General features: G+C 67.3%; 17 protein-coding genes. 10 read left to right on the plus strand and 7 right to left on the minus strand.

The genetic code is table 11. From position 1 onward, the window contains the following. Window positions 1-3 precede the first annotated feature (3 nt). Window positions 4-1,701, plus strand: coding sequence for an ABC transporter family substrate-binding protein (locus AC1DFR_RS18995; protein WP_230006921.1), 1,698 nt, complete (start codon window positions 4-6; stop codon window positions 1,699-1,701). Window positions 1,702-1,840: 139 nt separating this feature from the next. After that, entirely contained in the window at window positions 1,841-2,896 is a 1,056-nt protein-coding gene (locus tag AC1DFR_RS19000) for a Gfo/Idh/MocA family protein (protein ID WP_476874181.1), read from the plus strand. A gap of 178 nt (window positions 2,897-3,074) precedes the next feature. Here AC1DFR_RS19000 and ald read toward each other — a convergent pair whose 3' ends face one another. After that, complete coding sequence (gene ald / locus AC1DFR_RS19005) at window positions 3,075-4,193, minus strand: alanine dehydrogenase (protein ID WP_476872288.1); 1,119 nt, start codon at window positions 4,191-4,193, stop codon at window positions 3,075-3,077. A 244-nt stretch (window positions 4,194-4,437) separates the two neighbouring features. Between ald and AC1DFR_RS19010 the strand changes: the two genes are divergently transcribed. Continuing rightward, window positions 4,438-5,658: a PucR family transcriptional regulator gene (locus AC1DFR_RS19010; RefSeq protein WP_223914951.1), complete on the plus strand. Its 1,221-nt coding sequence runs from the start codon at window positions 4,438-4,440 to the stop codon at window positions 5,656-5,658. Window positions 5,659-5,666: 8 nt separating this feature from the next. Here AC1DFR_RS19010 and AC1DFR_RS19015 read toward each other — a convergent pair whose 3' ends face one another. From AC1DFR_RS19015 to ptsP, 3 genes are all read right to left on the minus strand, one after another. Then, the gene (locus AC1DFR_RS19015; RefSeq protein ID WP_230006918.1) at window positions 5,667-5,936 is read right to left on the minus strand and encodes a hypothetical protein; all 270 of its coding nucleotides are present in this window, start codon (window positions 5,934-5,936) and stop codon (window positions 5,667-5,669) included. Between the two features lie 74 nt (window positions 5,937-6,010). After that, entirely contained in the window at window positions 6,011-6,433 is a 423-nt protein-coding gene (locus AC1DFR_RS19020) for a helix-turn-helix domain-containing protein (RefSeq protein WP_476874182.1), read from the minus strand. A 22-nt stretch (window positions 6,434-6,455) separates the two neighbouring features. Next, entirely contained in the window at window positions 6,456-8,141 is a 1,686-nt protein-coding gene (gene ptsP, locus AC1DFR_RS19025) for a phosphoenolpyruvate--protein phosphotransferase (RefSeq protein WP_223914954.1), read from the minus strand. Between the two features lie 184 nt (window positions 8,142-8,325). On the opposite strand from ptsP, the gene AC1DFR_RS19030 reads away from it, so the two are divergent. The 5 genes from AC1DFR_RS19030 to AC1DFR_RS19050 all read left to right on the plus strand — a co-directional run bounded on the left by AC1DFR_RS19030 (window position 8,326) and on the right by AC1DFR_RS19050 (window position 14,143). After that, window positions 8,326-9,054 carry a TetR/AcrR family transcriptional regulator gene (locus AC1DFR_RS19030; protein WP_028277575.1) on the plus strand — a complete coding sequence of 243 codons (729 nt, stop codon included), beginning with the start codon at window positions 8,326-8,328 and terminating at the stop codon, window positions 9,052-9,054. A gap of 58 nt (window positions 9,055-9,112) precedes the next feature. Beyond that, window positions 9,113-11,083: a PTS mannitol transporter subunit IICBA gene (locus AC1DFR_RS19035; protein ID WP_476874183.1), complete on the plus strand. Its 1,971-nt coding sequence runs from the start codon at window positions 9,113-9,115 to the stop codon at window positions 11,081-11,083. Then, window positions 11,083-12,231, plus strand: coding sequence for a mannitol-1-phosphate 5-dehydrogenase (locus AC1DFR_RS19040; RefSeq protein ID WP_476874184.1), 1,149 nt, complete (start codon window positions 11,083-11,085; stop codon window positions 12,229-12,231). The genes AC1DFR_RS19035 and AC1DFR_RS19040 overlap by 1 nt, the downstream gene beginning before the upstream one ends. 182 nt (window positions 12,232-12,413) lie before the next feature. Next, window positions 12,414-12,878 carry a MarR family winged helix-turn-helix transcriptional regulator gene (locus AC1DFR_RS19045; protein ID WP_223914957.1) on the plus strand — a complete coding sequence of 155 codons (465 nt, stop codon included), beginning with the start codon at window positions 12,414-12,416 and terminating at the stop codon, window positions 12,876-12,878. A 38-nt stretch (window positions 12,879-12,916) separates the two neighbouring features. Then, window positions 12,917-14,143, plus strand: a complete 1,227-nt coding sequence (locus AC1DFR_RS19050) for an MFS transporter (RefSeq protein WP_028277571.1) — start codon at window positions 12,917-12,919, stop codon at window positions 14,141-14,143. 119 nt (window positions 14,144-14,262) lie between these two features. On the opposite strand, the gene AC1DFR_RS19055 is transcribed toward AC1DFR_RS19050, so the two are convergent. The 3 genes from AC1DFR_RS19055 to rraA form a co-directional block, all read right to left on the minus strand. Further along, a complete protein-coding gene (locus tag AC1DFR_RS19055; protein WP_476874185.1) occupies window positions 14,263-15,738 on the minus strand; it encodes a sugar porter family MFS transporter in 1,476 nt (491 codons plus the stop codon). A gap of 201 nt (window positions 15,739-15,939) precedes the next feature. Next, the gene (locus tag AC1DFR_RS19060) at window positions 15,940-17,598 is read right to left on the minus strand and encodes an MDR family MFS transporter (RefSeq protein WP_476851446.1); all 1,659 of its coding nucleotides are present in this window, start codon (window positions 17,596-17,598) and stop codon (window positions 15,940-15,942) included. Between the two features lie 102 nt (window positions 17,599-17,700). Next, window positions 17,701-18,177: a ribonuclease E activity regulator RraA gene (gene rraA / locus AC1DFR_RS19065; protein ID WP_223914960.1), complete on the minus strand. Its 477-nt coding sequence runs from the start codon at window positions 18,175-18,177 to the stop codon at window positions 17,701-17,703. Between the two features lie 154 nt (window positions 18,178-18,331). On the opposite strand from rraA, the gene AC1DFR_RS19070 reads away from it, so the two are divergent. Both AC1DFR_RS19070 and AC1DFR_RS19075 read left to right on the plus strand, forming a co-directional pair. After that, window positions 18,332-19,597: an MFS transporter gene (locus AC1DFR_RS19070; RefSeq protein ID WP_476874186.1), complete on the plus strand. Its 1,266-nt coding sequence runs from the start codon at window positions 18,332-18,334 to the stop codon at window positions 19,595-19,597. A 181-nt stretch (window positions 19,598-19,778) separates the two neighbouring features. After that, window positions 19,779-20,336, plus strand: coding sequence for a TetR/AcrR family transcriptional regulator (locus AC1DFR_RS19075; RefSeq protein WP_476857711.1), 558 nt, complete (start codon window positions 19,779-19,781; stop codon window positions 20,334-20,336). The last annotated feature ends 293 nt before the right edge of the window (window positions 20,337-20,629 follow it).

Here is a 20,629-nt window from a genome sequence, read left to right on the forward strand (position 1 = left end):
CACATGAAAAATCGGACCAGGATCGGCGGCCTCACCGCCGTCGTGGCAGCCCTCGCGCTGACCGCTTGCGGCAGCGGTGGCGCCTCAACCACCGCCCAGAGCGCCAAGGCCCAGGATGCCTCCGGCGACCTGAGCAAGCTGGTCAGCGTCAACGCCAAGAAGGCCGCCGACCTGCAGCAGGGCGGTACCGTGACGCTGCCGCTGGGTAACATCGGACCGGACTTCAACGGCTTCTCCAACGCGGGCAACTCGGCGGACAACACCGAACTGCACTACCCGATCGACGAGGCCGGCTACGTGGGCTGCTGGAAGCTGGACTTCGACGGCACCGCCAACCTCAACAAGAACTTCTGCGAAGACTTCAAGAGCGAGGTCAAAGACGGCAAGCAGACCATCACCATCAAGATCAACCCGAAGGCCGCCTACAACGACGGCACCCCGATCAACGCCGCCACGTTCGAGAACACGTGGAAGATGCTCAATGGCCAGAACAAGGACATCGACATCGTCAGCTCCGGGGCCTACGAGTTCATCGACTCCGTCAAGGCGGGAAGCAGCGACAAGGAAGTCGTTGTCACCACCACACAGCCGGTGTACCCGCTCAGTGACATGTTCGGCGGCTTCATCCCGCAGACCGTGAACACTCCCGAAATCTTCAACACCGGCTTCACGGGCGAACTGCACCCCGAGTGGATGGCAGGCCCGTTCAAGGTCGACAAGTTTGACTCCGCCGCGAAGACTGTCTCCCTCGTGCCGAATGACAAGTGGTGGGGCGAGAAGCCGGTCCTGGACAAGGTGATCTTCCGCCAGTTGGAGGCCAGCGCCGAGATCGCCGCCTTCAAGAACGGCGAAATCGACATGGCCGACGGCCGCACGCTGACGAAGTACAAGCAGCTTGAAGGCTCCAAGAACTCCGAGGTCCGCCGCGGCCAGCGCCTCTTCGCCGGCGGCCTGAACCTCAACGCCCTCAAGGCCCCGCTCACCGACGTCGCAGTCCGCAAGGCAATCTTCACCGCCGTGGACCGCCCCGCCATCCGCGCCGTCCGCTTTGGCGGACTGAACTGGGAAGAGAACAGCTCGGGCTCCATGATGCTGATGCCGTTCTCGAAGTACTACCAGGACAACTACCCGGTCAAGGAAACCGGCGCCGACGCGGCCAAGAAGGTCCTGACCGAGGCCGGCTACAAGGCCAACGCCAAGGGCATCATGGAAAAGGACGGCGTCCCGGCGTCGTTCAAGATCACCAACTTCGGTGACGACCCCACCGGCCTCGCCACCGTTCAGACGCTGCAGAAGCAGCTTCAGGCGGCCGGCATGGACGTTGGCATCGACCAGCGCGGTGACGCCGACTTCGGCAAGGTGGTTGGCAGCCGCGACTTCCAGCTCACCATCAGCGGCTACACGGTAGGCGCCGACGCCACCTCCGGCGTGAAGCAGTTCTACGATTCCAAGACCAACGAGAACGAACTCGGCGACGCCGAACTGGACAAGGCCATCAAGGACCTTGCCTCCATCCAGGATGACGCCCAGCGCAACAAGGCCGCCATGGACGTCGAGAAGAAGCACATGGAGAAGTACTTCTCCATGGGCGTGATCATGAACGGCCCGCAGATCTACTTCGCCCGCACGGGCCTGGCCAACTACGGTGCGGCCCTGTTCCAGACCCCGGACTGGAGCGTCGTCGGCTGGCAGAAGAGCTAGTCCCGGCAAGCACCACGCACTAACAAGCAGCACGGCCGAGGCCGGTGCCCCTGGAAGCTTCCGGGCGGCGCCGGCCTCGTTCGATTAAGCCCTGCCGGACAGGCGCCCCGGTGCATGCCCAGCCGGTAGCCTTGGCACCATGAGCAACGATTCAACCCGGCCCATCCGCACCGCCGTCGCCGGTTTCGGCCTTTCGGGCAGCGTCTTCCACGCCCCGTTCATCGCCGCAAACCCGGCCTATTCGCTCGATGCCATTGCCACCTCCGACGCCGCCAGGAGATCTGCCGCCGCACACAGCTATCCGGCGGCCAGGATCGTCGACACCCCGGCCGATATCCTGGAGCTCGCCGGCGAACTGGACCTGCTGGTGCTCGGCACGCCGCCCGCCACCCACTACCCACTCGCGAAAGCGGCGCTGGAAGCCGGCCTCGACGTCGTCGTCGACAAGCCCTTCGCTGTCAGCAGCGCCGAGGGGCAGGAGCTCATCGACCTGGCCGGGCGGCTGGGCCGGGTGCTCACGGTGTTCCAGAACCGGCGCTGGGACGGCGACTTCCTCACCGTTAAGGCCCTCATGGACACCGGAGCCTTCGGCACCGTGAGCCGCTTTGAGTCCCGCTTCGAGCGGTGGTCGCCCGACGTCCCCAAAGCATGGAAGGCGGCCGCAACGGCGGACGACGGCGGCGGGGTGCTGTTTGACCTCGGCACCCACCTGCTGGACCAGGCCGTGCAGCTTTTTGGACCGGCCACGCTCATTCACGCGGAGCTGGCGGCCCGGCGGCCCGGAGCCAAGGCGGACGACGACGTCTTCCTGGTCCTGCGGCACAGCTCCGGGGTGACCAGCCACCTGTGGATGAACATGCTGTGCGCCCAGCAGGGCCCGCGCTACCGCATCCTGGGCAGCGAGGGCGGTTTCACCAAGCACGGCGTGGACCCGCAGGAGCCGTACATCCTGGCCGGGGGAAGCCCGCTGGATGCCGACTACGGCGTGGAAGATCCGGACTGGGCCGGGCTGCTGGGGCGCGACGGGCACCTGGACCGGCTGCCCACCGAGCGCGGCGCCTACCCCGAGTTTTACCGGATCCTGGCCGCCAAGATCGCCGACGGCGGCGCAAGCTCGTCGCTGCCCGTCCCCGTCGACCCCGCGGGCCCGCTCCAGGTGTTGCAGCTGATCGAGCAGGCCCGGTCCCTGGCCTAGGTTCTCGGCACGGTGCGGGCTTAAACAGCCATCGGCTGCTCCGAAAACGCCCTTCTGGGTGTCCAAAAAAGGGCGGTTTGGGCCCACACCGGCAGGGTTCCCTGGCCGAGCTTGCGAGGCGAGGGGGCCGGTGGGGAGGAGCAGCCGATGAAGTGCTGGCTACGCGGAGATGTGTTGGCTACGCGGAGACCAGCTCGTGCCAGTCGGCGACGAGGGGCAGGTTGTGCGCCTCGGAGACCGAGCGGTGCGCAACCTTGCCGCCGGCGATGTTCAGGCCGGCGGCCAGGGCGGCGTCGCGCTCAAACGCAGCCTTGACACCCAGGTTCGCCAGCGAGACGGCGTAGCGCAGGGTGACGTTGGTCAGCGCGTACGTGGAGGTGTTCGGGACGGCGCCGGGCATGTTGGCGACGCAGTAGAAGATCGTGTTGTGGACCTTGTACGTCGGTTCCTGGTGCGTGGTGGGGTGCGTGTCCTCGAAGCAGCCGCCCTGGTCCACGGCGATGTCCACCAGCACGGAGCCGGGCTTCATCCGGGACACGAGCTCGTTGGTGACGAGCTTCGGTGCCTTGGCGCCGGGGATCAGGACCGAACCGATCACGAGGTCGGCGTCGACCACGGACTTCTCGATCTCGTACTTGTTGGACGCGACAGTCTTCAGGCGGCCTTGGTACTGGGCGTCCAGTTCGCGCAGGCGGTTGATGTTGATGTCCAGGATGGTGACGTCGGCACCCAGGCCCAGGGCCATGGCGGCAGCGTTGGTGCCGGCAACACCGGCGCCGAGGACAACGACCTTGGCCGGACGGACGCCCGGGACGCCGCCGAGCAGCACGCCCTTGCCGCCAGCCGGCGCCATCAGGGACGTGGCGCCGACCTGCACGGACAGCCGGCCGGCAACCTCGGACATCGGGGCCAGCAGCGGCAGGGACCTGCCCTCCTGGACGGTCTCGTAGGCGATGGCGGTGACGCCGGAGTTGATCAGGGCCTGGGTCAGTTCCGGTTCGGCGGCCAGGTGCAGGTAGGTGAAGAGGATCAGGCCCTTGCGGAAGCGGTGGTATTCGGCCTTGACCGGTTCCTTGACCTTCAGCACCATGTCGGCGCGGCCCCAGACGTCGTCGGTTTCGGCGACGATCTCGGCACCGGCGATCGCGTATTCCTCATCCGTGATGCCGGAGCCCAGCCCCGCGCCGCGCTCGACGAGGACCTCGTGGCCGTGGGTCCGGAATTCATGGACGCCGGCCGCCGTGATGGCGACGCGGAACTCGTTGTTCTTGATCTCTTTGGGTACGCCGATGATCATTTGTTAGCTCCAGTAGGTGGGGCCTCGTGGGCCTGGATGAGTGGGGGATTCGTACTTCCAGAATAAATCCCGCTGTGAGGCACGCGACAGGTGCCGCCGCCGGGCATTGGGCGCCCGCCGCGTCATTCCGGGGTTTTTCAAAACCGGGGATAGACATTTGTCGATGGAGCGGGCGTCAGGTGTCGGCTGGTGTCCGTCCCGGCTGCATTCGCAGTGCGGCGGGCGGGGGCAGTAGTCTGGCAGGATGCAGCAGCAGGACGTGGAGCAGCTCGTGGAGCAGGTGGCGCAGCGGCTGGGCCGCGGCCTCTCCCTCGAGGACCTCGACGGTCTGCTCCTCGCCTACAGTTCCAACCAATCCCATGCGGACCGCGTCCGGGTGAACTTCCTGCTCAGTAAGCGTGTCCCCGTGGACGTCATCGCGTGGCAGCTCTCCCACGGGATCGCGACGGCGGTCCGGCCGGTCGTCGTGCCGGCCAACGCGGACCTCGGCATGCTCGGGCGCGTGTGCGTGCCGCTGCTGGTGCGGGGCTTCCGGGTGGGGTACCTGTGGGTCCAGCTCGACGCTGAGGAACCCAGCGCCGCGACCGTCCTCGCCCAGCTGCCGGACGTGGCCCCGGAGCTGGAACAACTGTCCACCCTGCTGCTGGATTCCAATACGGCCGAGTCCGAGTTCCGGCGCCGGCGCGAACAGGAGTTCCTGGCCGCGTGCGCCGGCGAGGCCAACGCGGCGGCGGCCGTCGCGGGCTGGAAAGAGGTCCAGGGCAAGGGACCCTGGCAGCTGGTGACCGTCCTGGACGCGGATGGCTGGGCCGGTGGCTCGGATCCCATCGCCGACACGCTCATTCACCGCTCCGCGGCGCTGCAGGCGACCATCGGGGTGGATGCCGCACTGTTCAGCGCCGGCACGGAGACCCACGCGGTGGTGCTCTTCAAGGAATCCACGGGACGCGCCGACCACGCCCAGGTGCTGGTCCACTACCAACTCGAACTCGCCAAACGCTCCGGGCGCACGGTCCGGCGGATCATCCTGGGCACGTCCGAGGGATTCGCCAAGCCTCGGGAACTGGCCGAGGCCTACCGGCAGTCACGGCAGGCGGCCCAGGCCGCGGCGGTGGATCCCCAGTTGGGCGAGCTCGTCGACTGCCGGGCCACCGGCGTCTACCAGCTCCTGGCCTCGGCCGGCGGCGGCGCGGGAGCCTGGGCAGACGCGGGTTCCGTGTATTTCCGCCTCCTCGAGGACCATGACCGCAACCACGAGCTGCTGCCCGTGCTGGAGCTGTTCTACGACAACGACGGCTCGGTCCAGGAAGTCGCGGCCAAACTGCACCTGCACCGGAGCAGCATCTACAACCGGCTCGGCCGGATCCGCCAGCTGCTGGGCGTGGACCCGTTGAAGGGAATGGTGCGGCTGGAACTGCATGCCGGGCTCAAGGCGCGGCGCTGGGCTGGCCGGCCCAGAATCTAGCGGCGCGCTTAGCCCTCGCGCTTGGAGGGGTCGGCGTCGAGGGCCGGCTTCGCGTCGTGGCCAGCGTCCTGGCCAAGGTCCTGGCCGGGGCGGGCGATGCCGGCGGCACTGCGGCGGCGGGAAATCCGGCTGTCCACCCAGAGCGACACCGCTACGAAAGCGACGCCGCTTGCCAGATACGTGGCGGTGTTGTTCAGGCCCATGGCGGTTCCGAAGATGCCAGCGAGCAGCATGGCGGCGATCCCTGCCACGATGTGCCACCCTCTGAATTTACCCACATTCCAAGCTTAACCCGCGGGATATCAGTGCTTCCGCGCCGGACCGGGATCGTTGCTTGATCCTTATCACTGCTTCATGAAGCACTGGCAGCCTCGTCATCCTGGCCGGCCGGCGTCCCGACGCCCGCACCGTTCTTCTTCTGCGTTTCGAGCCACGCCATGATGTCGGCCAACCGGATCCGGCGGTGCGTTCCGCGGTATTCCACCGGGATCTCGCCGCGGTCGGTCATGTTCCGCAGATACGTGTGCGAGATCCCCGCAAGCTCCGCGGCCCGGGACGTCGTCAGCATTTCCTCGACGCTGCTGACCGTCACGGCCTCGCCGCGGCTGAAGCGGTCCAGCAGATCGACGACGGCGTCCCGCGCCGCGGGCGGCAGCCGGTGGACGGTGCCGTCCACGAACACCGTGATGTCGTGGCTGCCGTCGAGGGCGTACCTGAGGTTCTGCGCATCCTCGGCCGGGAGGCCGGCCGTCACCCGGGGGGCTATCAGTGCCATGAGTGCATCCTAGCGGCAGCAGCTACAGCCCAAGGTCCTCCAGGACCGGCAGTTTTGCCCGCACCCAGGCCCGGGCCTCGGTAGCGCTCGGCGCGGACAAGGCCAGCTTGGCAAGCTCCCGGGCTTCAGCCAGCGTGACGGTCTTCAGCACGGCGGCGACGGCCGCGATGGAACGCGCCGTCATGGACAGCGTGGTGACGCCCAGCCCCGTGAGGACGACGGCGAGGGCAGGGTCCGCCGCGGCCTCGCCGCACACGCCCACTGGCTTGTTGTGGCCCTCGGCCGCGGAACCTTCCACGGTCAGGCCCACGAGCCGCAGTACGGCCGGCTGCCAGGGGGTGTTCAGGGCGGCCAGCGGGCCGAGCTGGCGGTCCGCCGCCATGGCGTACTGGGTGAGGTCATTGGTGCCCAGGCTGGCGAAGCCGACCTCGCGGAGGATGGCCTCGGCCGTCAGCGCCGCCGACGGGACCTCCACCATGACGCCGGGCGTCTTGATCCCTGCCGCGGTGCACAGCGAGGCAAAGCGGGCCGCCTCCTCAGCGGTGGAAATCATCGGGGCCATCACCCAGACATCGGCCTCGGATGCCTTTTCCGCCAGGGCAATGGCCTGCAGCTGGCGCTCAAGGACCCCCGGCGTGGTGAAATCGGTCCGGTAGCCGCGGACGCCCAGGGCCGGGTTGGGCTCGGTGGCGTCGGTCAGGAACGGCAGCGGCTTGTCCGCTCCGGCATCCAGCGTGCGGAGCACCACTTTCTTGCCCGGGAAGGCGTCGAAGACGCCCTGGTAGGCGGCGGCCTGTTCCTCCACGGTCGGTTCGGTGTCCCGCTCCAGGAAGCAGAACTCGGTCCGGAACAGTCCCACGCCCTGGGCGTTCAGGCCGGCCGCGGCCACGGCGTCCTTGGCGCCGCCGACGTTGGCCAGGAGCGGCACGAGGTGGCCGTCCGCCGTCGTGCCGGTCCCGTCGAAGGCGGCAAGCAGCGACGCGGTGGCGGCCCAGTGGGCTGCGGCCGCGCGCTGGGACTCGTCCGGGTTCGCGGTGATGAGGCCGGCCGCACCGTCCACGTACACCTCGGTGCCGTCGGCGAGCTCGTCGACCCCGACGGCGGCGACCACGGCCGGCAGACCCAGCGAGCGGGCGATGATCGCGGTGTGGGACTGTGGGCCGCCACCGGCGGTGACCAGCGCCAGGACCTTTTCCGGATCCAGAGTGGCGGTATCGGCCGGGGCCAGGTCCTCGGCGATGAGGATGAACGGGGTGGGGGACACGGGAATGCCCGGCGCGGGGACTCCGCGCAGTTCCGCCACGATCCGGGAGCGGACATCCAGGACGTCCGTGGCGCGCTCGGCCATGTAGCCGCCCAGGTTGTGCAGCATCTCCGAGACCGAGGCGCCGGCTTCCCAGATTGCACGCTGCCCGGAGGTGCCGCGGCCGATCAGTTTGGCGGCGGATTTGAGCAGCATGGTGTCAGTGGCCATGAGGGCCGTGGCCTCGAGGACGGCCTTGCCGTCGCCCGAGACGGTCTCGGACCGGGCCTTCAGTTCGTCGTGGACGGATTTCGCCGCGGCCTTCAGCGCCGCCGTCGCGTCCTCCGCCGTGACGCCGGCGGGAAGCTGCTCTCCGGCAGGCGGTTCGCTGATCGGTTTGGGCATCTGCCGGACGGTACCGATGATGCGGCCGGGGCTAACGCCTACTCCTGGGAAGTTCTGCACTGAAGGTCCTCATTTTCTGTCGTAGGCCAGTGGCCACTAAGCCGGTAAACCAGGTGCCGCAGCGACCCTGCTGATCATCTGCGCCTGCGGCTGACGGCTGCGGCAGCGGGCGGGTCACGGCACCTGGAAAAATTGTATGTGATGCAGTTCATATAGCGTTGCTATAGGTGCTAGGGTAGCGGTTATGAGTATCGATGGCCAGCTACCACCCAAGGCCCGGCTGCTGCGTGCGGCCGCCGAGCTGCTGGCCAACTCCGGCGGATCCGCAGTCTCGACCCGCCAGATCACGCAGCTGGCCGGTGTCACGGCACCGACCCTCTACCACCACTTTGGTGACAAGGAAGGGCTGTTCGACGCCGTCGTCGCAGCAGGGTTCGACGAATATGTCGCGGGCGAACGTGACTTCGCGCCCTCTGGCCAACCTCTGGAGGACATCCGGAGGATGTGGGACAACCATGTCCAGTTCGGGCTGAAACAGCCGGAACTGTACCTCGTCATGTTCGGCAATATCCGCCCTGAGAGCCGCCCGGCCATCGTCGCCGATGCCGAGGCCCTCATGGAGGAAATGCTGAACAAGGCGGCTGTCTCCGGCCAGCTCAACGTCCCGCCCAAGGAGGCGGCCAGGTCCATCCTGGCGGCCAATGTGGGCATGACCCTCATGCTGATCGCGGAAAAGGTGCCGGAGCGGAACCTCGAGCTCTCCGCCATGACCCGTGACGCCATGATCTTTGCGGTTTCCACCGAGCAGGCCCGGGACAACGGTTCTGTCGACAGCGGAAAGTCCTCAGTGGTTGTGGCGGCCATCGCATTGAACGCAGCACTCCAGGCGTCCCACTCGGACCAGCTCTCCAGCTCGGAACTCAAGCTCTTCCTCGAATGGCTCCACCGGATCTCCAACAGCTCCACCAGCTAGCTCGGCGAAATTATCGGACCATCCTGCAATGCAGCGGGAACGACGGTTAGGAACTCACATGGCAACAGAGACAGTTGCGAAACCACGCACCAGCATGCGCGTACACGTCCAGAAATTCGGGACGTTCCTGTCCGGAATGATCATGCCCAACATCGGCGCCTTCATCGCCTGGGGCTTCATCACGGCGCTCTTCATCCCGGCCGGCTTCTTCCCCAATGCGGAGCTCGGCAAGCTTGTCGGGCCCATGATCACGTACATGCTCCCGCTGCTGATCGGCTACACCGGCGGCCGGATGGTCTACGGCGTGCGCGGCGGCGTGGTGGGCGCGGTGGCCACCATGGGCGTCATCGTCGGTACCGACATCCCCATGTTCATCGGCGCCATGATCCTTGGCCCGCTCACTGCCTGGATCATGATGAAGCTGGACAAGATCTGGGAAGGCCGCGTCAAGCCCGGCTTCGAAATGCTGATCGACAACTTCTCGGCAGGCATCGTTGCCGCCGCCATGGCGGTCGTCGGCATGCTGGTGGTCGGCCCGATTGTGAAGGCCTTCAGCAATGGCGCCAGCGCCGTGGTCGAATTCCTGGTCACCAACGGCCTGCTGCCCTTCACCAGCATCTTCATCGAGCCCGCAAAGGTCCTGTTCCTCAACAACGCCGTTAACCACGGCATCCTCACCCCGCTGGGCACGCAGCAGGCGCTCGAGCAGGGCAAGTCCATCCTGTTCCTGCTCGAAGCCAACCCCGGTCCGGGCTTCGGCATCCTGCTCGCCTTTTCATTCTTCGGCAAGGGTCTGGCCAAGGCGTCCGCGCCGGGCGCAGCCGTGATCCAGTTCGTCGGCGGTATCCATGAGATCTACTTCCCGTACGTCCTGATGAAGCCGATGACGATCTTCGCCGCGATCGGCGGCGGCATGACCGGCATCTTCACGCTCGTGGTCACCGGCGCCGGACTCCGGTCCCCGGCAGCCCCGGGCAGCATCATCGCGGTCTACGCCTCAACGGCACGCGACAGCTACGTCGGCGTGACGCTCTCCGTCCTCTTTGCCACCACGGTGTCCTTCCTGATCGCCTCGGTGGTCCTGAAAGCCAGCAAGGCGCCCGCCGAAGACGACCTCGATCAGGCCACCCACCGGATGGAGGCCCTGAAGGGCAAGAAGAGCTCGGTGTCCGCAGCCCTGATCGGTGAGGGCGTGGGTGCCAGCGGCGTCGCCGTCCTCGCCACCCCGATCAAGAACATCGTCTTTGCCTGCGACGCCGGCATGGGCTCCAGCGCGATGGGCGCCTCGGTGCTCCGCAACAAGATCAAGGCCGCCGGATTCCCGGACGTCAAGGTCACCAACTCCGCGATCGCCAACCTCACCGACACGTACGACGTCGTCATCACCCACCAGGACCTGACCGAACGGGCCAAGCCCGCGACCGCCAGCGCCGTGCATGTCTCTGTGGACAACTTCATGAACAGCCCGCGGTACGACGAGATCGTAGAACTGGTCGAGGCCAGCAACACGGAAGCCGGCACCACGGAAACGACCCCTGCCGCGGCCGCCGCCGGCACCGCCCCCGCGGCCGCCGAGGCAGAAGCCGAGGAGGGTCCCGCCGGCATCCTGGTGGCCGAAAGCGTCGTCCTCAACGGCCACGCGACCACGCGGGACGCCGCGATCGACGAGGCCGGGCAGCTTCTGCTGGACCGCGGCGCCGTCGACTCCGGCTACGTGGACGCCATGCACGAACGCGAGGAATCCGTCTCCACGTACATGGGCAGCTTCCTGGCCATCCCGCACGGCACCAACGCCGCGAAGGACCACATCATGAAGTCGGCGGTCTCCGTTATCCGCTACCCGAACGGCATCGACTGGAACGGCAAGGAAGTGAAGTTCGTCGTCGGTGTGGCCGGCGTCAACAACGAACACCTGCACATCCTGTCCTCAATCGCCAAGGTCTTCACCAACAAGGCCCAGGTGGCCCAGCTCGAGGCGGCCACCACGGTTGACGAAGTGCTGGCCCTGTTCGGAAAGGTCAACTCCTAGTGAAGGCTGTTCATTTCGGAGCCGGAAACATCGGGCGCGGCTTCGTGGGCCTGCTGCTGCACGACGCAGGGTATGAGGTGGTGTTCGCCGACGTCGCGGACGCCCTCATCACCGAGCTGGCCGCCGCGGACAGCTACGAGGTCCACGAAGTCGGAGAGAACCCCGCCGTCCGTACCGTCAACAACTTCCGGGCGCTGAACTCCGGCACCCAGGAAGCCGACGTCGTCGCGGAAATCGCGACGGCGGACATCGTCACCACCGCCGTGGGGCCGCACATCCTGAAGTTCGTGGCGCCCGTGATCGCCAAGGGGATTGCCGCCCGTGCCGCCGGGCTGGCGCCGCTGCAGGTGATGGCGTGCGAGAACGCGATCAACGCCACGGACATCCTGAAGTCCGAGGTCGTTGCCCAGTGGGACCCCGCCGCGGGCGCCCTGGACGCGGCCGCCGTGTTTGCCAACACGGCGGTGGACCGGATTGTGCCGAACCAGGAGGCCGGGCAGGGCCTGGACGTCACGGTGGAGACGTTCTATGAGTGGGTAATCGACCGTACCCCGTTCGCCGGGAAGGAGCCGGTGGTCCCGGGCGCGACGTTCGTGGACGATCTCGCACCGTACATCGAGCGGAAGCTGTTCACCGTCAACACGGGGCACGCGGCGGCGGCCTACTTCGGATTCGAGGCCGGCCTGGGCAAGATTTCCGAGGCCATGGCCGACCAGGATGTCGCGGCCGATGTGCGCGCCGTCCTGGACGAAACCAAGGAGCTGCTGGTGGCCAAGCACGGCTTCAACCGGGCCGAGCAGGAGGCGTACGTGGAAAAAATCCTGGGCCGCTTCTCGAACCCGCACCTGCCGGACACCGTCACGCGGGTGGGCCGTGCCCCGCTGCGCAAACTCAGCCGGCACGAGCGCTTCATCGGTCCCGCTGCCGAGCTGGCCGAACGCGGAATTGTCCCCGAGGCGCTGCTCGGGGCCATCGCCGCCGCCCTGCGTTTCAATGATCCGGCCGACGCCGAGGCCGTGGAGCTGGCGAAAATCCTCTCCGCGTCCACGCCGGACGAGGCCACGGAGGAGATCACTGGCCTGCCGGCGGACCACCCGCTTTTTGCCGCCGTCTCCTCCCTCATCGAGGAGGCCAAGGCGGTCGTCTGATCAACGCCCTAGCTGGGCCGGCGCCGGAACTCACCTGAGTTCCGGCGCCGGCGTTTTTGAGCCCCTCACACCCCCGTTGCCCTATCACTTTTGGCTGCTATCCGACGGTTTTAGCACCCGGGAGTCATAGGGCAACGAGAGTCCTTGACCTTTAGGTTGCCTAACTGTTAGGCTACCTAACTATGAACGCCAGTGAACCGGCTGACCCCGGCCTCCTCGCTCTCGCCGAGGACTTCCGCGAGGCCCTCCGCCACAGCATCTACCTCGTCCGCCGCCTGGACGCCGACGGCGAACTCAGCGCCGCACAGCTCAGCATGCTCAAGATGCTGTTGGACGCCGGGCCCGCCGCAGGTGGCGTGCGGGTAGGCGAAATCGCCCGGAACCTGGGGGTCAAGGTGCCCAGTGCCACCGAGCAGATCATCAAGCTCGAGCGCGCCGGCCTCGCCCGGCGCGAGCCGGACCCCGACGATTCCCGCGCCGTCCGGGTCACCCTCACGGACGCCGGCCTCGCCGCCGTCGCATCCGCCAACGAGCGCCGGAACACCGTCATGGCCGGCGTCCTCTCGTCCCTTTCGGGCGAAGACCGCGCCGCCCTCGCGGCCGCCCTCCCGGTCATCGGCAGGATCAACGCGACGCTCCTTGCCTGATCTTCACCCAACAATTCCAATCACTTAGGAGTGCCCCCATGCACGGCCAGCCCGCCGACACCCTGCCGGCAGCGGAAGTAACCCTCGAGGCCGAGAAGGCCTCACTGCTCAAACAGCCCAAGGCGGTGTGGGCCACGGCCCTCGCGGCGGTGTTCGCCTTCATGGGGATCGGGCTGGTGGACCCCATCCTGCCGGCGATCGCCAAGAACCTGGACGCCTCGCCGAGCCAGGTGTCGCTGCTCTTCACAAGCTATTTCCTGGTGACCGCAGTCGCCATGCTGATCACCGGCTACGTCTCCTCCCGGATCGGCGGGAAGCGGACGCTGCTGATCGGGCTGGCGGTCATCGTCGTGTTCGCCTCCCTGTCCGGCACGTCGGGCAGCGTGGCTGAGCTCATCGGCTTCCGCGCCGGCTGGGGGCTGGGCAACGCCCTGTTCGTGGCCACGGCGCTGGCCGTGATTGTCGGCGTCGCAAGCGGCGGCGCCGGCACGGCGATCATCCTGTACGAGGCCGCGCTCGGCCTGGGCATTTCCCTCGGCCCGCTCCTGGGCGCACTGCTGGGCGGCTGGCAGTGGCGCGCCCCGTTCTTCGGTACGGCCGTGCTGATGGCCTCCGCTTTCATCGCGCTCATTGCCCTGCTGCCCAAGACGCCGCTGCCCGAGCGGAAAGTCCGGCTCCGGGATCCGCTGCTGGCCCTGGGGCACAAGGGGCTGCGGACGACGGCGGCCAGCGGCCTGTTCTATAACTACGGCTTCTTCACCGTCCTCGCCTTCACGCCCTTCATCCTCGGCATGGACGCCTACGGGATCGGCGGGGTGTTCTTCGGCTGGGGTGTGGCGGTCGCGGTCTTCTCAGTGTTTGCCGCCCCCGTGCTGCAGAACCGCTTCGGAGCGGTCCGGGTCCTCACCGGCACCCTGGTCCTGCTGATGCTCGACCTTGTGGGACTGGGCCTGGCCGCCGGGCACTCGGTGCCGGCCGTCGTCGTCCTCGTGGTCATTTCCGGGGCGCTCCTGGGCATCAACAACACCATCTACACGGAGCTGGCCATGGGCGTGTCCGACTCGCCGCGGCCGGTGGCCTCCGCCGGCTACAACTTCGTGCGCTGGATGGGCGGCGCCCTGGCACCGTTTGCCGCGGCGCAGCTGGGCGAGCACTTCGGCCCGCAGGTGCCCTTCTTCGCCGGCGCGCTGGCCATGGTGGCCGCCATTGCCGTCGTCTTCGGCGGACGCCGCTACCTGGCGGCGCACGAGCCGCACGTGGTGTAGCAACGCCCGGTGTTGTGCAGAACCCGCTGAGGTGACAAAGAACGCCCATGCTTCCGAGGAAGCATGGGCGTTCTTTGTCGGAACGCTGAAGGCGCGGCGGGCCTGACAGAAGCGCCGGCTCAGGCCCTGGCGGACTCTTTCGCGGATTCCTTGGCGGCTTCCTTCGCGGATCCCTTCGGTACGAACAGGGTTTCGGCCTGCTCCAGGGACATGCCGTTGGTCTCCGGGACCTTGAACATGACAAAGAAGAACGACGCCGCCGCGAACAGCGCGTACATGGCGTACGTCAGCGGCAGGGAGGCCGCGGCCATAACCGGGAAGCTCAGGGTGATGGCGAAGTTGGCGATCCACTGCGCGGCCGCGGCCAGGCCCAGGGCCCGGGCGCGGATCCGGGACGGGAAGATCTCCCCCAGCAGTACCCACACCAGCGGGCCCCAGGAGGCGCCGAAGCTGATGACGAAGACGTTGGCGGCGACCAGCGCCGCCGGCCCCCACGCCCCGGGCAGCGAGATCGCGTCGCCGGACCCGGTGGCCGAGCCGAAGGCCAGCGCCATGGTGCCCAGCGAGAGGGCCATGCCGATGGAGCCGGCCAACATGATCGGACGGCGACCGATCCGGTCCACCAGGGCGATTGCCACGAGCGTGACCAGGATGTTGGTGACGGCGGTGGCCACGGAGATGGTGAGCGAATCCTTTTCCTGGAAGCCCACCGCCTTCCACAGCGTGGTGGAGTAGTAGAAGATCACGTTGATGCCGACGAACTGCTGCAGCACGGACAGGATGATGCCGATCCAGACCACCGGCTGCAGGCCCAGGGCCTTGCCGCGCAGGGATCCCTTCTGGCCGGCGAACTTGTCCTCGTCGATGGCCTTCTTGATGTCGCGCAGGTGCCGGTCCGAGTCCTCGTCCGGTGCGATCGACTTGAAGACCCTGAGGGCTTCTTCGTCCTTGCCCTGGAACACCAGGAACCGCGGCGATTCGGGCAGGGTGAAGGCGATCCAGCCGTAGACGACCGCGGGGACGGCGGCGGCCATGAACATCCAGCGCCAGGCTTCCAAACCCAGCCACAGGGCCTGGTCCGCGCCGCCGGCCGACGTCGCGAACACGGCGTCTGAGAGCAGGGCGGCGAAGATGCCGGTGGTGATCGCCAGCTGCTGCAGCGAGGCCAGGCGGCCCCGGACGTGGCGGGGGGAGATTTCGGAAATGTAGGCCGGCGCGATCACCGAGGCCAGGCCGATGCCGAGCCCGCCCACCAGACGCCAGAAGATCAGGTCCCAGACGCCGAACGCGAACCCGGTGCCGATGGCGCTGACCAGGAACAGCAGCGCGCCCAGCTTCATGGCCGGGATCCGGCCGTAGCGGTCGGCGATCTTGCCGGCCAGGTAGGCCCCTGCCGCGCAGCCGAGGAGGGCCACGGCGACGGCGAAGCCGGTCACGGCCTCGCTGAGGGCGAACTCGTCCTTGATCGCGTCGACGGCGCCGTTGACGACGGAGGAGTCAAAGCCGAAGAGGAAGCCGCCGACGGCGCCCGCTACGGCCAGCCAAATGACCCTTTTTGGGATCTTGGCGGCGGTCTGGTCATGGGTGGTGGTCATACGGCTCCCTTGGCAGTTCGCGGTCCACGGCCTTCGCCGCAACTACCCAGTCTTACACCCGCCCCCGCGTGCCCCCTGTCACAACCACTGGAAAGTGAGACGAAACATACACTTTGCCGCTGCTGCGGCTGAGGACAGACGACGACGGCCGGCAGTCCACAAGACTGCCGGCCGTCGTCGTGTTCCAGACCTCGTGACCGCCTAGTGGGCGGCGGCCACGGCGCCCTCGCGGGCAACCGCCTTCGGGTCCGTGAGTTTCTTGTTCGGCAGGGCGAACGTGATCAGGAAGGCGATGCCGGTGAGCACGGCGGCCGTGAGCATGACCGCGTCGATCGACTGCGCGAAGCCCTCGACGATGGGACGGGTGAGCGTCGAGTTGGCCGTGTGCAGCCAGCTGGTGTCGTTCAGCGAGTCGTTGCTGGCGCCGTTCTTGAAGAAGTCGTAGAGCTGGGCGTTGGCCGGGTCGGCGGCCACGGCCGGATCCTTGAGCACCTTGAGGTAGTCAGCATTCTGCGCGGCGTCCTTCATGCCCGTGGCGATCTTGTCCGCCGCGAGGCTGAAAAGCATCGAGATGAACACTGCCGTGCCAACCGCGCCGCCCATGGAACGGAAGAACGCGGCGGAGGAAGTGCCCACGCCCATGTCCTTCGAGGGCACGGAGACCTGCATGGCCAGCGTCAGGGGCTGCATGCAGAAGCCCAGTCCCAGGCCGAAGAACACGGCGATGGCGCCGGGGACCCACAGCGGGGTGTCCACGCCGAGGGAGAGGCCCATGACGACGGCGGCCGCCGTCAGCGTTGCGGTGCCAAGGATCGGGAAGATCCGGTAGGTGCCCGAGGCCGAGATGGTCCGGCCCGCTGTGATGGAGCCGGTGAGGATGCCCACGGTGAAAGTGATCATCATGAGGCCGGCCTCGGTGGGGGTCAGGCCCTTGACCAGCTGCAGGTACATGGGCAGCATCGCGATGGCGCCGAACATGCCGATGCCGATGATGAAGTTCAGCAGCGAGGACAGGCCGAAGGTGATGTTCTGGAACAGCCGGAGCGGGATCAGCGCGTAGTCGGCGGCGTGCCGTTCGGCCAGCAGGAACGCGATGATGCCCACGACGCCGAGTGCGTAGCAGAGGTAGGAGTTCGCGGAGCTCCAGCCCCAGGTGCGGCCCTGTTCGGCCACGAGGAGGAGCGGCACAATGGCCAGCGTGATGGCCGCGGCGCCCCAGTAGTCGATCTTCTGCTTCACGTGCTTGGCGGGGAGGTGCAGGTACATGAACACCACCGTGAGGGCCGCGAGACCGATCGGGATGTTGATCAGGAACACCCAGCGCCAGCCGTCGATCCCGAGGATGGTTTCGGTGCCCGCGAAGGCGCCGCCGATCACCGGGCCCAGGACGGAGGAGATGCCGAAGACCGACATGAAGTAGCCCTGGTACTTGGCCCGGTCCTTGAGCGGCACGATGTCGCCGATGATGGTCAGGGCGAGGGCCAGGAGGCCGCCGGCGCCCATGCCCTGGATGCCGCGGGCAATGGCGAGCTCGGTCATTGAGTGGACCGAGCCGGCGTAGAGCGAACCGGCGAGGAAGATCACGATGGCGATGAGATACAGCGGGCGGCGCCCGAAGATGTCACTGAGCTTGCCGTAGAGCGGCGTGCTCACCGTGGAGGTGATGAGGTAGGCGGTGGTGGCCCAGGCCTGCAGGGAGAGGCCGTCGAGGTCGTTGGCGATCGTGTAGATCGAGGTGGACACGATCGTCTGGTCCAGCGAAGACAGGAACATGCCGAGCATGAGTCCCACCATGACGGTGATGGTCTGACGGTGGGTCAGGACCTCTCCCGCGGCGCGCACGGAGGTGGTTTTGGACATGACTGCTCCAAGGTGAAGTGGGGGATTAAGCGGATAGTTGCTTTCAGTAACTATGTTACTGGCTGAATTGTTCCCGCCACTACCTCGGGGAGAAGAAAGTCCTTAGCGTTCGACCAGGATCCCGTCCGGATCGCACCAGATCATCACGCCGGGGCGGATGGCCACGCCGTCGATTTCCAGGGGCACGTCGATTGCCCCGGCGCCGTCCTTGGCGCTCTTGCGCGGGTTGCTGCCCAGTGCCTTAACCCCGAGCGGCAGCCCCGCGATGGCGAGCCGGTCCCGGATGGCACCGTTGATAACGACGCCGGCCCAGCCGTTCGCGACGGCGCTCGCCGCGATCATGTCCCCCATCAGTGCGGTGCGAAGGGAACCGGCGCCGTCGACCACCAGGACGGAGCCGTGGCCGGGAGCGGCCAGCACGGACTTGACCAGCGCGTTGTCCTCAAAGCAGCGGATAGTCCGGACCGGCCCGCTGAAATGCGTGTGCCCGCCCAGGGACTGGAACTGCACCGACACGGATTCCAGCTCCCCGCCGCGCTCGTCGTAAAGGTCTGCGGTATTCAGGGCGGAAGCGTTCACAGTGACTCCTTGAGTGTTAACCGGATGGCGTGGCAGAGCGGGTTGGCAGCGTGTTTCATGACCGAGACTCGCACATTGCGCCCAGATCTGCCGAGTCCCGGTAGTCTGGCTGCGCACTGATACATATGCCTGATCATCAGTTCCAGGGGGAGCCATGAGCATGTCCGATACCACCGCGCCGGCGCTCGCCGAACCCGAACGCCGCGTCCGGCCTGTCTGGACGGCAGGGATGGTGCTGGTCAACGTCGGCATCAACGCGGCATTCTTCGGCCCGCTCCAGGTGCTCCTCGGCCAACAGGCGGCAGCCTTCAGCGAACCGGACAAGGAAGCCATCCTCGCCCTCGTGACGGGTGCGGGTGCGGCCGTGTCCCTGGTGGCCAACCCCCTCTTCGGCGCCTTCAGCGACCGGACCACCGCGCGCCGGGGGCGGCGGGTGCCGTGGGTGCTCTTCGGTGCCGTCCTGGGTGCCGCGGCCCTGATCGCGCTGGCCGGCGCCCCGGGCGTTGCCGCAATGACGCTGCTCTGGTGCCTCGTCCAGGCCGGCTGCAACGGCGCCTATGCGGCCATCACGGCGGCCATCCCGGACCGCGTGCCGGTACCCCAGCGCGGCACCGTCGGCGGCCTTGCCGCCATGGGCCAGACAGCGGGAATCCTGGCAGGGGCGGTGATCGCCGCCGCCGTCGCCGGAAACTTCGCCGCGGGGTATGTTGTCTGCGCGGTGGCGCTGCTCGCCGGCGTCGTGCTCTATTACTTCAAGAACGACGACGTTCCGCTGCCTGCGCAGGCCCGTCCGCCGTTCAGTCTGGGCGGCTTTGTGCGGGGTTTTTGGATTTCCCCGGCCCGCCATCCGGATTTTGCCTGGGCCTGGCTGACACGGCTCCTGGTGAACATCGGCAACCATATGATCACCCTCTACCTGCTGTTTTTCCTCAACGACGCCGTCCGCGTCCGCGAAACCCAGGGTATCGAGCCCGAGTTTGGCGTCCTGATCCTCACGGGCCTGTATGCGGTCATGGTGATCATCACCAGCGTGGTCGGCGGCCGGCTGAGCGACCGCCTGGGCCGCCGGAAGCCGCTGGTCATCATCTCTTCCGCCGTGATCGCCGCAGCCTCCCTCATTCTTGCGTTCGCGCCCACCTGGCCGGGTGCGCTGGTCGGCGCCTCCGTGCTCGGCATCGGCTTCGGCTGCTATCTGGCGGTGGATTTTGCCCTCATTACCCAGGTGCTGCCCACGGCCCTGAACCGGGGCAGGGATCTTGGCGTCATCAACATTGCCAACTCGCTGCCGCAAGTGCTCGCCCCGCTGATCGCGTACCCCTTTGTTGCCTTCTGGGGCGGCTATGTGGCGCTGTACTTGGCGGCCGCCGTGATTGGGCTCCTGGGGGCCGTGTTCGTGGTGAAGATCAAGGGCGTGGACTGAGCCGCCCGCGTTCCGTGCAGGGGGCCTCGGAGCCCCGGTCTCCTCGCCGGGCGCCCGGATTCGTGGCGTATAGTGGACGGCAATTGCCGCGGCAGCGCGGTGGGCGGATCGCGCCCGGCTGCCGAGAAAAACGACCCCCGGAACGCTGCTGATGCCTGATTTTCACTCAGATCTTCCACCGATGGCCCCTCCACCCACTCTGCCCCGGCAGCGGCTCCGTTACGTGCGGATCCTAGATGTCGCCGCGGGGTTTGCCCGCAAGGGCCTGGACTCCGTGGTCCTGTCCGAGGTGGCGGCCAAGGCGGACGTGCCACTGGGGACGCTGTACCGCTACTTCCCGTCGGCCACCCAGCTGGTCCTGGCGCTGTACCGCAAGCAACTGGGCGAACTGCTCGCGGGGAGCTCGCCGGCGGCCGGCAAGGTCGCGGCCCAGGCCCTCGCGGGAGTGGTGATGGAGATCTTCCACATGCGCCTGATGCAGCCCGCCGTGGAGCAGTCCCTCAACCGGGCGGTCTACGTCAAGGACAACGACACAACGCGGCTGCTGCGCGAGATCGATGCGACGGCCGAGAAGGCAGTCACGGCGGCGTGCGGCGACCCGGCCGTGGCCCGGGTCCTGCTGCTGACGGTTACGGGCCTGGTCCAGGCCGTCCGCTGCCGCCGGCTGTCCCTCTTCGAAGCGGAGGAGGACCTGAAGAAGGCCTGTTCCCTCCTGCAGCGGACCCCGCAGGCCGCGTAACTGGTCTAGACCAGCGGCCCGGAATATGCCCTCCCGCGCGTGATCCGGGTCACATATTCTGGAGAAGAAACGTTTCACCACGGGTGGGTAACGCTCCCCGCGGGCGTAACGGGCGCGATGCCCTGTTTACCATTGCTGGACCGGAGCCGGCTGATGCCGGCAAATCGGGGAAACACCGGCGACCGCCACCTCTGGTCGCCGCCGCCCCTGCCAGACCAACTTGAGCATCCTTGCTTGAGCTTCCATGAGCCGTGCGCCCACGGTGAGCCCCAGGAGACAACGACGTGTCCACT

Source organism: Arthrobacter sp. 05T410 (assembly GCF_056396505.1).